General features: G+C 60.0%; 12 protein-coding genes. 4 read left to right on the top strand and 8 right to left on the bottom strand.

The annotated features are described in order from the left end of the window. Positions 1–26: 26 nt before the first annotated feature. The 8 genes from ACR42D_RS15705 to ACR42D_RS15670 form a co-directional block, all read right to left on the bottom strand. Positions 27–920: a universal stress protein gene (locus tag ACR42D_RS15705; protein WP_484567734.1), complete on the bottom strand. Its 894-nt coding sequence runs from the start codon at positions 918–920 to the stop codon at positions 27–29. Between the two features lie 35 nt (positions 921–955). Next, positions 956–2,347 (bottom strand): sulfate respiration complex iron-sulfur protein HmcF, encoded by a 1,392-nt coding sequence (hmcF, locus tag ACR42D_RS15700; RefSeq protein WP_484567733.1) that lies wholly within the window; start codon positions 2,345–2,347, stop codon positions 956–958. A gap of 32 nt (positions 2,348–2,379) precedes the next feature. Beyond that, positions 2,380–3,057 (bottom strand): sulfate respiration complex protein HmcE, encoded by a 678-nt coding sequence (hmcE, locus tag ACR42D_RS15695; protein WP_484567732.1) that lies wholly within the window; start codon positions 3,055–3,057, stop codon positions 2,380–2,382. Positions 3,058–3,111: 54 nt separating this feature from the next. Beyond that, positions 3,112–3,243 carry a sulfate respiration complex protein HmcD gene (gene hmcD, locus ACR42D_RS15690; RefSeq protein WP_207261567.1) on the bottom strand — a complete coding sequence of 44 codons (132 nt, stop codon included), beginning with the start codon at positions 3,241–3,243 and terminating at the stop codon, positions 3,112–3,114. Between the two features lie 9 nt (positions 3,244–3,252). Then, positions 3,253–4,428 (bottom strand): sulfate respiration complex protein HmcC, encoded by a 1,176-nt coding sequence (gene hmcC, locus ACR42D_RS15685; RefSeq protein WP_484567731.1) that lies wholly within the window; start codon positions 4,426–4,428, stop codon positions 3,253–3,255. After that, positions 4,429–5,484 (bottom strand): sulfate respiration complex iron-sulfur protein HmcB, encoded by a 1,056-nt coding sequence (hmcB, locus tag ACR42D_RS15680; protein ID WP_484567730.1) that lies wholly within the window; start codon positions 5,482–5,484, stop codon positions 4,429–4,431. A 15-nt stretch (positions 5,485–5,499) separates the two neighbouring features. Continuing rightward, entirely contained in the window at positions 5,500–7,053 is a 1,554-nt protein-coding gene (gene hmcA / locus ACR42D_RS15675; RefSeq protein ID WP_484567729.1) for a sulfate respiration complex hexadecaheme cytochrome HmcA, read from the bottom strand. A gap of 538 nt (positions 7,054–7,591) precedes the next feature. Next, complete coding sequence (locus ACR42D_RS15670) at positions 7,592–7,780, bottom strand: hypothetical protein (protein WP_484567728.1); 189 nt, start codon at positions 7,778–7,780, stop codon at positions 7,592–7,594. Positions 7,781–8,183: 403 nt separating this feature from the next. On the opposite strand from ACR42D_RS15670, the gene ACR42D_RS15665 reads away from it, so the two are divergent. From ACR42D_RS15665 to ACR42D_RS15650, 4 genes are all read left to right on the top strand, one after another. After that, complete coding sequence (locus ACR42D_RS15665; RefSeq protein WP_484567727.1) at positions 8,184–8,549, top strand: CGGC domain-containing protein; 366 nt, start codon at positions 8,184–8,186, stop codon at positions 8,547–8,549. Positions 8,550–8,892: 343 nt separating this feature from the next. After that, positions 8,893–9,870 (top strand): glycosyltransferase family 2 protein, encoded by a 978-nt coding sequence (locus ACR42D_RS15660; RefSeq protein ID WP_484567726.1) that lies wholly within the window; start codon positions 8,893–8,895, stop codon positions 9,868–9,870. 292 nt (positions 9,871–10,162) lie between these two features. Then, positions 10,163–11,440 (top strand): O-antigen ligase family protein, encoded by a 1,278-nt coding sequence (locus ACR42D_RS15655; protein ID WP_484567725.1) that lies wholly within the window; start codon positions 10,163–10,165, stop codon positions 11,438–11,440. A 575-nt stretch (positions 11,441–12,015) separates the two neighbouring features. Further along, entirely contained in the window at positions 12,016–12,930 is a 915-nt protein-coding gene (locus tag ACR42D_RS15650; protein ID WP_484567724.1) for an N-acyl amino acid synthase FeeM domain-containing protein, read from the top strand. Positions 12,931–12,932: the final 2 nt, after the last annotated feature.

The raw sequence follows: 12,932 nt of genomic DNA, 5'->3' as shown, positions 1-12,932 counted from the left end.
CCCGCCGGGCGCGCCGCTCTTCTGTTCTAAACCTTGTCCGGCTTGCTCACGCTGACCACCGGGCACCCGGCGCGCAGGATGACCTGCTCCAGGGTGGAACCGATGGACGCCAGCTCCGGATCGAGCTCGCGGGAGTGGTGCGCCAGAACGATGAGGTCGGCGGACCGCTCGCGGGCGATCTTGACTATTTCCACGTAGGGCACGCCTTCCCAGACCTCGATGTCGAAGTCCTTGAAGTCGCCCATGAGCGGCACGTAGGTCTCGCGGATGCGGGCCCGGGCCGCGATGAGCTTGTCCTCGATGGCGTTCTGGTCCAGAACCTTGCCGCTGATGTCCAGGGCATGGAACAGGGTCAGGTCGCAACCCAGCTCCCTGGCCGAGTTGAGGGCGAACTTGAAGGCGTTCTCCGCCTGCTTGGAGAAGTCGGTGGCGAACACGATGTTGCCGAATCCGCCCCAGTAGGAGGCGGTCTCGCGGTGTACGGTCATGACCGGGCAGCGGGCGGCCTTGGCCACGCGCTGGAGCGTGGAGCCGGGGTAGCCCTTGCGGTAGGCGCTCGAATCGCCGGAGCTCGCGCCCATGACGATCAGGTCGGCGTCCTCGGCCCGTGCTGCGCGCAGGATCTCGCGGCTGGGCACGCCCGTGGTGGTCACGATCTTGGCGAACTCGACCGACTCGATCTGCTTCTCGAAGGTGGACTTGAGCTCCTCTTCGACCCAGGCGCGGTATTCGTCGTCGACCTCGATCTCCTCACCGGTGCGCACGTCGTTGACCACCTGGGAAAAGGCCTTGGTGGGCACGCCCATGACGTTGAACACCACCACCTCGGCTCCGTAGCGTTTGGCCATGTCGAAGGCCACCCGCGCGGCGCCGAAGGTGGACGGAGCACCGCTGGTCGCCAGTAGAATCTTCTTGAACATAGATCACCTCGTCCTTTGGTTACACGGTCTCCGGTTTATTCCTCGGGGGGCAGCAGATGCTTGGGCACGTCGAGCATACCGATGACCAGCGGCTTGAGGAAGGACCAGCGGATGCCGATCTCGTACTCTTCCTCCAGGTCGCGGATGGCGTCCCAGCAGTTGTGGCAGGGCGCGATGACCAGCTTGCAGCCGGTGGCCAGGATCTGCTCCTTCTTCTTGAGCAGGGCCACGTTGCGCTGTTCGCGGTACTTGCCGATGCCGTTGAATCCGCCACCGCCGCCGCAGCAGTAGTTGTGCTCCTTGTTCGGGGCCATCTCCACGAAGTAGCCGGGTTCCACGATGTAGCTGATGATCTCGCGGGTGACGTCCTTGAGACCCTGGTTGCGCACGTAGTTGCAGGAGTCCTGCAGGGTGACCGGCTCCTTGATACGCTTGGCGGGATCGATCTTGAGCTTGCCTTCGCGCAGGGCCTCGGCCAGCCACTCCACGTAGTGGATGTAGGGGACCGGCGGCTGCCCGTCGGGGCGGCCCGCCCAGTAGGGACCTTCGATGACCGTGGCGCGGTGCGCGTGGCCGCACTCGGTGCCGATGGCCCGTTTGGGCTTGAGGCGCTCCAGCGCGGAGTAGACGTTCAGGACGTTGTCCTTGCAGCATTCCCAGTCGCCCGCGAACATGGACAGGGAGGTCTGCTCCCAGCCTTCCGAGGGCACGGTCCAGTTCTCGCCCGCCACGTGGAAGAGGATGGCCGCCTCGGCGATGTCCTCGGGGTAGTGCTTGGGCTCGCGGGCGTTGCAGGTGTACATGATGTCCGCGCCTTCCTTGTCGACGGGGATCTCAAGACCCGGCCAATCCTCTTCGTTCTCCTCGGCCATCCACTCGCAGGTCTCGACCCAGTCCTCGGTGGTCACGTCCATCTGGGCGCGGTACACGCGGTGCATGCCGGAGCCGATCTTCAGCTCCCACGGCACGAAGCCCTGGGAGTAGAGCAGGCCGCGCAGGTAGCTGAACATGACGCCCATGTCGATGCCGTGGGGACAGTACATGCCGCAGCGGTTGCAGCAGGTGCACTTGGACCAGGCGGTCTCCATGCACATCTGCATGAACTCGTTGTCCACCTTGCCCTTCTTCTTGACCATCACCCCGAGGGTGGACTGGATCTTGTAGGACGGGACCTGTTCGGGCACCCGGCCGTTGACCTGGTACAGGAAGCAGGACTCGGCGCACAGGCCGCAGTGGGCGCAGATCTCGAGCCAGGTCTTGGTCCTGGACTTCATGGTCTTCTGGATGGTGGCCCAGAGCTTGTCCGAGTCCACGTCCAGATGGTTCATCTCTTCGTAGTATTGCTTGCCGCCCTTGTCACCGAGCGTCGCCTTGAGCTGTTCGTCGGTGGTGATCGGCGTCTTATTGCAGAATTTACCTTCAGGCATTTCGGTTCTCCGTAATGTAGGCTAAAGCCCGGTTACCAGGCCATGTCCGAGCCCTTCATGCCGCCGCGCTTGATGCCGTAGTCCATGCCCAGCTGCATGCGGGACATGAAGAACAGCACCACGTGGCTGAGCTTGGTGAAGGGCAGGGCCAGGAGCCAGATTTCGCCGCTCAGGATGTGGGCGGCCAGCCAGAAGTTGTAGTCCCCCATCTCGTACCGGGCGATCAGGCCGGTGATGAACGGCATCACCGAGATGACCAGCAGCAGGTAGTCGTAGAAGGTGGTGATGATCCGCACCTCGGGGAAGGCGATGCGCCGCAGGATCAGGAACAGGCCGCCCACCAGGCAGACCCAGGCCAGTCCGTCGGCCATCCCGGTGGGCAGGGCGGGCAGGCTGAAGCCGAAGGCGTTCTGGAGCATCACGTTGTGCGCTTCCAGGAAGATCGGGGTGACCAGCAGCCCGATGTGGAAGGCGAAGAAGATGAGGGTGAAGCCGGGGCGGGTCCGCCACAGCCGGGCCTTGAACGGGATGATGAAGGCCAGGATGGAGCGCACGCCCCCCCTGATTCCGTATTTCATATTGGGACGGTACGCCACGCGGTCGAGCTGCCAGCTGAGGCCCTTGACATACATCACGGCGCGAACGAGCAGGCCGCCGAAACTGACGATGAACGTCAGCCAGAGCATGGGCCCGGTCAGGAAATCGTACATTTCCGCTTCTCCTTGATAGTCATATCGTTAAATTGGAAACGATGGCCTTAGCGGCTAGTCGTCCTTTTTGTTGCCGCCCATCAGGAAGCGCCAGTACAGGGTCGCCGCCACGAGGATGCCGCCCATGATCAGGTACACGGTCCCTTTGGTGAACGTGTAGTAGTCTTGGAGAGTGTAGAATTCCATGGCAACCTCCTAGTGTTCGCCCTTGTAGTCGGGATGCTCGTAGAAGATGGGCATCCTGGTGGAGATGAACCGGAAGACCAGCACGCCGATGGTCACCACGAACAGGGAGATGGTGATCTCGCCCCAGCTCGGGAAGTACCGCTGCGCGGCCGGGAGCTGCCAGTTGAAGGCGACCATGGAGATGTTGAACCGGTTGACGATGATGCCGAGCACGGTCAGTCCTGCGGCCCAGCGGATCACGGTCAGATTCTTGTCCCGCACGCCCACGGCGTACAGGAAGGACGGCAGGGCCACGAAACCGAGCATCTCGACCAGGTACCACGCTCCGAAGCCGGTGGTCAGGTAGTGCCAGTTGTTGTCGTAGGCCAGGCCGATGAGCTTGATGGCGAAGTACCCGAACAGCACGAGGGAAGCGGCCTTGCCGAAACCCAGGATCAGGCCGTCGTGGTTGTCCAGGTACTCCTTGTCCATCAAGTGGTGCATGGGCTTGTGGGAGAGGGTGCCCTCGAAGATGACCATGGACATGCCCGCGCAGATGCTCGACACGAAGAAGAACACCGGGAGGTACTGGGAGTACCACAGCGGGTGCAGCTTCGAGGGGGCGATGGTGAACAGCGCGCCCAGGGAAGACTGGTGCAGCGTGGACAGGACCACGCCCAGGATGGTCAGGGCCAGGGTCATCTTGACCACGATGTTGCGGATCTTCTTCAGGCCCAGCCACTCGAACAGGGCGGGCGTGAACTCGATGAACAGCACGGTCAGGTAGAGCATGACGCACAGACCCACTTCGAAGAGCAGGGACGTGGTGCCCTGCTGGACGAAGATGGGGTAGGGCAGCCGCCAGGGACGGCCGACGTCGTAGCCCAGGGCGAAGACCACCAGGGCATAGCCCAGAAAGGCGGTCAGGATGGCCGGGCGGACCCCGGCGTGGTATTTTTTCAGTCCGAAGAGGTAACAGGCGGCGGAGGTGGTGTATCCGCCCGCGGCCAGAGCGACGCCGCACATCAGGTCGAAGCCGATCCAGATGCCCCACGGGTTGTTCTGGTCAAGGTTGGTGACGGCGCCCAGGCCGCCGGTGAAGCGCATCACCGTGACCACCAGCCCGGCGATGAGAATGACCGTTGCGATAAGATTGAACGGGGTGAAGAGGGATTTCTTCGCCACCGCAGTGGTTTCGACAGACATCTAGGACTCCTCCTCGTTGGTTCCGGCGTCCTCTTCCTTGGGAGCGAGCGCCTCTTCGACGGCCTTTTTGACCTCGACCTCGATGCGCCGCTGGCTGGCCTGCTCGGCCTTGCCCAGCTCCTCGTGAAGCTTCTTCTCGGCCTCTTCGCCAGCCCGTTTCAGGGCGTCCTTGACCGCCTTGACGCGTTCGTCGTTGGCGACCTTGGCGTTGCGCTTGCTCACGGCGTAGATGCCGCCCAGCAGCACGGGCCACAGGCCGACCACGATGGGCACGGCGGCCAGGGGACCGGCGGTCAGCTCGGGGGCCGACGTGGTGCCCAGGTCCTCGCGCATGCCGATCTGGCTGAAGGGCACGCCGGACAGGTACATCCAGCTGGTGCCGCCCATCTCGTGTTCGCCGTAGATGTGGTCCACGTACTTGTCCGGGAACTGGGCGATGCGCTGGCGGGCGATCTTGATCAGCTCGTCGCGCTTGCCGAAGACCAGGGCCTCCTTGGGACATTTCTCCACGCAGCCGGGGAGCTTGCCCTCCAGCAGGCGGGGATAGCACATGGTGCACTTGCGGACCCGGGGGGTCAGCGGCTCGTCGTATTCGTAGGCCGGAATCGAGAACGGGCAGGCCACCATGCAGTAGCGGCAGCCGACGCAGACCGAGGCGTCGTAGGTCACCGCGCCGTTGGGCTGCTTCTTGAAGGCCCGGACAAAGCACGCGGAGGCGCAGGCCGGTTCCAGGCAGTGGTTGCACTGCTGCTTGCGGAAGACCGGGCTCAGCGCGGTCTGGTACTTGTTGACCACGGTGAAGGTCTTTTCGTCGGTCCGGCGCTCGGTGTCGAGCACGGTCAGATCGTCGAACGGTTTATCGGGTGCGGGCAGCTCGTTGACCTCGTTGCAGGCCTGCTCGCACTTGCGGCAGCCGATACAGCGGGTGGCGTCAAAGAGCACGCCGTGGGTGTCGGGGTGCGGGCCGAAGTGCTTGTTTCCGGCCTGGGTCGGCTTGACCAGCGCTGCGCTCGCGCCCGCGGCACCCAACAATCCGAGGAAGGTTCTGCGTAACATCATAGGCTCCTTCGGCTAGTTGGTTTTCTTCTCGTGGCACGCGACACAGTTGGTGGAGGCGGGCTTTTCGAGCTTCATTTGCTTGTGACAATCCATGCACTGGGCGTGGTAGGCGGCCTTGAGGCCCGGGCGGTTGCCGTCCGTCTTGGTGTGGCAGCTGCTGCACTTGGGCGTGGCCGAGGCCGGGCTGTTGTGATGGCAGCCGGAACACATGGCCTTGGGCGCGGTGTGGAAGGCCGTGGCCAGCCGGTTGTCCTTCATGCCGTCCATGAGCTTGAGCACGATCTTGCGGTGCGGCATCTTGCTCGGCTGGTACTTGTCGGAGATGGAGCCGATGGTCACGAACTCGGGGATGTCGTCGATGGCCACGGTTTCGGGCTGCTTGCCCGCGCGGGCGTCGACGAACCGCTGGGCGATGGCCTGCTTCATCTCCTTGGGAGCCTCGGCGGTCAGGGCGGGCTCGAGGTCGGCGCCGACCTTGGTGTGGCAGCTGGCGCAGGTGGCCTCGGCGGGCTGTTTGACCGTGGACCGGGCAGCGTGGCAGCCTGCGCACTCGGGCTTGGCCTGCTCCTTGACGTGGCAGCCCACGCAGGAGGTGTCGACGGTGACGTCGTGCATGGCCACGTAGCTTTTGTCCACCGGCGCGTTCACGCCGTCCACGTGGCAGGTCAGACAGCTGTCGGACACGGCCTCGTGGGACTTGTGGTCAAAGGCGACGATGGTTTCGACCTTGCCGGGTTCGCCGTGGAACATCAGCGCGGCGTCGGGCTGCTTGCGCGGCAGGCGCGGCAGGGTGCCGCCCATGGCCTTGAGGTTCTTGGCCATCTCCACCGCGCGCTCGGCGGTTTCCTTTTCGCCGTGGCAACCGGCGCACTGCACCGGGCCGGAGCGGTCGGCCTTCTTCTCGATCAGGCTCTCATGGCAGGTCACGCACTGGCTGTGAAAGACGTCCTTGAGGGGCTCGGTCTTGGCCGCTTCGGAGAAACGCCAGCTGTCCTCTTCGCCCGCCTTCTTGTGGCAGGCGCCGCAGTTGGTGTCCTTGCCCGCGTCGGCCGGGATGACCTTGGAATCCCAGTGGACGAAGTGGAGCATGTTGTCCATGCCCGCCGGGACCCGGTCGGCGGCCTCGGGCCGCTCCTGGTGACAGCTGCGACATTCGCCGGCCTTGGGGCCGGTCTTGAACCCCTTCTCCTCGCTCTGAACGTGGCAGGAGATGCAGCCGTTGTGGTACATGTCCTTGAGTTCGGACGCGGACATGCCGGCCCGGTCCTGGCCCTCCAGCCGGTCGAAGGCCAGGGTCACGTTCCCCTTGGCGTCCTTCTTGTGGCAGGATTCGCAGCTCATGCCCTGATCCTTCAGGGCCTTGGTGTGCAGGTCGTGCCGGAACACGGCCGCAGGTTGTTCAAGTGACTCCAGCTTGGCGATGGTGTCGATCATGATCACGTCCGGTCGCCCGGCGGCCTCGCTCGCCGTGTCGAACATGCCCATGGCTTCCAACTGGAAGCCGAGCACGCCGGCCAGCGCGATCACGATGGCAGTCAATCGCAGTATCCGTTTACCGTTTGCCATGTGTCGATCCCTTTCTCAAAAGCGTTGATGGCAATGAACCGGCCTCATCGGCCCGTTCCCCTGGTCCCGTTTCCGGGCACCTCCGGCCCCCCAAACGCGGCTTCTTGCGCCGCGCGAAAATCCGGTCTCAAACTCCTCCTGGTTGAGTGGGTTAAAATACCTACTCAGTCACGAGGTTTTAATACCTACCTGCCCGGTATGTTAGATGTCATGTATACGTCAAGCAGAAACTATGATGTGGGAACAGTTCTCAGAAGCCTTGTAATATATTAAAAAGACATGGGAACTTGTTGGGTAGGTTATTTGAAAGTCGTTCTCAGGAGAGGGGCCCAAGCCAGAACTGGCAAAGGGTTTGCGAGGAAATTCACATGTGCGATAATGACTCGGAAAAAAGTGGAAAATGGGGTCGGCCCGGGCACGGGCGCAGAATTCCCTGTCTCAGGGAGGAGGGGCGGCAGGCCGATGGAGCGGCGGTGCTGGGTCGGGAGGTGGCGGGTCCGGCCGGCAGGTCGGGCCCGCCCGCCGGAAGTTTGCGGAACTAGGGCTTTTTCACGATCTCGTGGACCCAACGGTTCTCCGAGACGCGCTCGGAGATCACGTAGCCCTTTTCACGCAAAAAGCGCATTTTGCGGCCGCCGTCTCCGGTGGAGAAGAGGCGCTGGCCGACCTGGTGTTGGGAAAGAAATTTCATGGCCGCTTTTTTGTAGTTGGTGAAGAAACTGAACATTGAAAGACCTCCAATCTTGCCGGGGGATGCAACCTAGCACCGACATGCTGAGCAGTCCATCACAACTTGCGGCTCCTTTCAAGCTTGTGCAACATCTGTGCATCATTAAAAAAAGGAGCGATAAAAGCCTCTCGCCGCAATGCTTTTCGCAGGCCGGGAAGGTCGCGTCGGCATGACCGTGCCGATGATTTTTTTCCGCCCTCATGACGTGGGCGAGGATTTCCCGCCAACGTCCTACAGGGGTGCCGGGGCCGGGAGTACGGACCGCTCGCGGCGGTCGGCTTACAGGCGGCGATGACGGGTGCTGCCGCCGCGCGGCATTCATTCCCTAATATAGTATGAATATTGACGCACACGTTCAAATGAAACAAGGAGGAGGAACAACTACACACCGGAGGTTCGCATGGAAAAGATTCTCATCATCGGATGCCGCAATACCATGGACGACGTCTGCATCGGCTGTTCCCGCTGCCTGGTGGCCTTCAACCGGCGCGAGGGCCAGTTCGAGCGCTACAAGGACCAGGAGGCCGAGGTCCTGGGCATCCTCAACTGCGGCGGCTGTCCGGGCGCGTCCGTCGTCCAGCGGCTGGCCCAGGTCAAGCTCTGGAACGTGCCCCTGAGCGAGCAGCCCACCAAGATCCATATCGGCCCCTGCCTGTCCGACCACTGTACCCACGCCGACGACGTGATCACCAAGATCCAGGCCAAATCCGGCCTCGAGGTCATCGAAGGCACCCATCCCTACATGCCTGAAAAGATCTGGACCTAAGGCCTGGAGACTCTGAGGATCTGAACGGCGGATCGGGGCGCCACGTCCCGGGCCGCCGTTTTCTTTTGGGCAGTGGAGAGGATTGCATCCGGCGCGCCCGGTCGGCTCCGGCGGTACGGCCGATGCGATCCTCCTGTTTTTATTGTTGTCAGTATAGCGGAATATCGTTAGCGTATTTGATATGTTGTAGGACCCGTGCAGGCGGAGGTTTTGCTACGGCCCGGGGGCGTTTTAAGTGATCATCCTGCGGCCTGAAAGCCGTGGCGTCTGTGCGGCGCAGGGCTTTGTGGCGCGATGTCGGCTTGGATGCGCATGGCGGCCGCCTCGGCGGCAACGGTTGCATATGACGGTAAAAGTTTCGGTAGTCATGCCGGCGTACAACGCCGAGAAGGTCATTCCCGACGCGATCGCGAGCATCCTCGCGCAGGACGGGGACTACGACCTTGAGATATTGGTCGCCGACGACCGTTCGACCGATGGGACGAGAGAGACGGTGGCCCGCCTGGCGCAACGTCACCCGCAGATCGTCCTGCTCGAAAACACTGGGGCGAAGGGGCCGGGCGGCGGGCGCAACACCTGCCTGAAGCGCGCCACCGGGGAGTACATCGCCTTTCTGGACGCGGACGACGTCTGGCTGCCCAACCACCTCGAGAGCGGAGTGTCCTTCCTTGAGAAACGCCGGGATTTCGATATGGCGTTTTTCAACTTCGACATCGTCGACTACCAGACCAAAGAGGTGCTGGGCGACTGGTTCTCGACCCGAAAAGCCATACCGAATTTCAGGACCGAGCCCATCGAAGACGGCTTCTTCCGGGTCATGGACGACCTGCATGAGGCCCTGCTCGGCGAAGGTTTTTTCCATCTCCAGGCGGCTCTCATGCGCAGGGATAGCGTCAACGGGTTGCTTTTCAATGAGGCCTACCGATGGGCGGAAGACCGCTTGTTCGCCATTCACCTTTTTCGTGATCAAGGGTTGCAGTGCGCATTCAGCAGAGAAAAGACAGGCGTGTACTACCGGCAGCCCGGCAGCCTGACGGACCCGGCCACGGGCAAAGCCTTGGCCATGCTCTCCACGCAGATCAAAGTGTTTGAAGAATGCAGCCGATATGATGGCCTGACGAATAGTGCGGCCGGGATAATCCATAGCCAGCTACGCGACAGGCACCTGCTCGCCGCCTATTATCATCGGCAGGAAGGACAGATGGTTGCCGCCGTCCGTCAGGTCTTCAAGAGTTGTAGATATGGAGTGAACATGGAGCAGGTCCTGGAGCTGGCCAAGATATTGATCAAGACACCGATGCGAATGCTTGCCGGGAAATGATTCGGGTGATGCCGCCGGAGTGATTTCCGGGCGGACTCTCGTCGTTGGACATCGCGGTATGTCTTTCTCCTTGCCGGGTTTGCCGATTCGACACATCTCATCCAGATGTTGGTGTTTGTCGTGGAGGTAGGCTTATGCTATTCGGAAAACCAATGCCGCACTTTGAGATTGATTCAATGTTGCGATTTGTTTGTGCGTTGACCGCGGCAACGGAATTGAATGCAGAAGCCGACGGTTGGATAGAGGTCTTCCTTCTCCGATCTGAAACGTGTGATCATATGTGGTTGGAATAATGCTATACTTGCTGGCAGGCAGTCTTTTTCTTCTTATCGTTCGTCCATATGAGCACTTCACTTTTCTTGGTGATTTACACATTGAGAGATTTTATCTCATTATTGTGCTTGTGGCTTTCGCCATATTCCCCCGTAAAAAGATAAAACTTGATTCAATTGTAGTCCTTTTCCTGCTGTATTTTTCGGCTCTGTGGATTTGTGCTCTGTTCGGAATAGACTTCAGCAATTCATACAACGCAGTCTATACATATACGACTGAGTGTATCGTGTTCATCATGATGATATTCGCCATTCATGATGAGCGCGGATATATGAAAATGATTGAATTAATGGCGCTCATCACGGCGCTGTACGTATTCTTGTCGCTCAGGGAGTTCCTGGGCGGCAGATTCCAATACACCATGGGAATGACGAGGATGATAGGATTTGACAATACCTATGGGCAGTCAAATTCGTTTTCGTCCACATTGGTCCTGTCCTACCCCATGCTTTGGGTGCTTCTTCGGACCGATGTAATATCGAAAAAAATGCGTTATGTTTTATATGCCTATGTTCCGGCATCCCTTTTCTGCCTTTTTCAGACCGGGTCGCGGAGCGGATTGGTTCAATGTTTCGTCTTCTTTTTTTTGCTTTTCGGGAAAAGCAAAAGGAAGTTCATGTACATCATGCTGGCTGTCGTGATGTTTTTCGTCGTCTGGAACGTGATCCCTCAAGAGATGCGTGACCGCTATTATTCTCTGATCGACCCCAGCGTGGCGCCGAATGCCCGCAGTGCGCACGAGTCGGCCGAAGGCCGGATATTGGGCTTTAAGCAGGGTATAAGGGTCTGGCAGGAACATCCGTTGATGGGGGTCGGGCCGGATAACCTGATATTTACATGGCCGGATGGTGTTAAGGGACTGCAATCGCATAATCTTGTGGCACAGCTTTTATCCGATACCGGGTTGCTGGGTACCATCCCGTTCGCATTGCTTTTTTCCCTGTGCTACTTCCGCTCGAATTGGATTGCAAAAACCGGACGCAAGTTGGCTGTACTATACGGTCGGCACCCGGAACTTGATAACGAGGTGCGCGTCATGGATTTTGTATCCAAGACGGGTGTCGGGATTAAGCAATTGATCATTATTCTGTTTGTGGCGGGGCTGACGGGGCACAATATGATGCGTTACACTTGGGTATACGTCGTCTATTTAACCACCGTCGGAAGCTGGATAGTGCATAAATACATAAGCATGAGGCCGGTGGAAGCCGAAGCCTCCGAAGCCGAGCAGGATTGACGGGGCCGGGCTCGAAACGGTTCACGAGGCTTTCGGAACTTGGTTCCGTGGAGATTGACCGGCCTTTTGCCTCGCAAGCGGGACCCTAAGCCGCAAGGCATGTGCTCGTTGCCGAAAAGGCAGGGGCAGTCTGCCCCGATACACCAATTGAAACGGTCCTGTCGCCAGACGGGAAGAGGCGAAACAAGCCTCATGCCGGCAGGTGCCCTGTGAGCGAAACAGGATGTCTTTTGAAACCGTCCGGGGAACTCGGCGGCGCGATATCGCTATTGCCCGGATTCACTGCGTTTTCAAGCCGAGCATTGTGCTGAAGTGGGCGTTGGACAAGAAATATCTTGTCCATGGATGCATCCCTGTTCATATATCGCTTTTTCCGCATGTTATTATTTGTTCAAACGGCTTCGCACATCACGTATTTTTATTGTAAAACGGATGTGTGCGGGTAGCCAATCGTACCCGAATCTGGCAGTATGTTTTCAGACGCCCACGGGGTGTTTGCGGTGCGGTGCCGTCATTGTGAACACTGCATCCGCGCGGCAATGTGCAATCCGATACATTGAGACAGGAGGAAGGCCGTGGCTGAGCAGGTGAGCCGCGAAGAGCGAGTCAAGGCTATCGAAAAGCGGAGGACGATCCGCATCAGGCGATCGTCCCTGACCAAGAACAAGCTGGACGATATCGACAAGCCCGCCATCAAGATCGCCGAGACTCTGGACGAGTACCGGCAGGCGTTCAATATCGTCTACAAGGAATACGACCTGGTGGGGTACATCACCAAGCCCCATCCGGCGCAACTCCACTACGGCATCCACAGCCTGCTGCCCACCACCTGCGTCTTCACTTTCAAGAGCTACAAGGACGTCATCTCCACCCTGACACAGGTGGAGGATTCCGAGCTCTTCGGCCTGCCCATGGATTCGCTGTACAAGCCGGAGATCGACGAACTGCGCGCCCAGGGCCGCAAGGTCGCGGAGATCTGCGCCCTGGCCACCCCCAGCGAAGGGCGTTGGCACAACCTGCTCATGTTCCTGGGCAAAGCGTATTTTCAGTATGCCCTTGAGGCGAAGGTCAACGACATCCTGATCATGGTCAATCCCAAGCACGTCACCTTCTACAAGGCCATCTTCATGTTCGAGGAGTTCGCCGAGGAGCGGTTCTACGCTCCGGTGGGCGCGCCGGCCGTGGGGTTGCGCATCAATTACGACATTTTTTGGGAAAAGTTGGAAGAGACGTTCAGGGACCAGGAGTTCGAGACCGATCTGTATACCTTCTTCCGGCGCATCCACAACGCCGGGGTCGACAAGTACATGAAATTCAGCGGCGCGCGGAACATCCCCCTGGATTACGACGCGGCGCGGTATTTCTTCCAGGTCCGCCCCGAGATCCTGGACAGCCTCGACAGCGAGCAACTGCAGTACGTCGAGACGTTGTACCACAAGGCCCTGTACAGCGCGGAAGACATCCAGATGAGATACCCGGTGACGGTGTAGCC

This window comes from Pseudodesulfovibrio sp. lm2024 (genome assembly GCF_051175575.1).
GTDB classification, from domain to species: Bacteria; Desulfobacterota; Desulfovibrionia; order Desulfovibrionales; family Desulfovibrionaceae; genus Pseudodesulfovibrio; species Pseudodesulfovibrio caledoniensis.
This window is presented reverse-complemented; position numbering and strand designations above follow the sequence as displayed.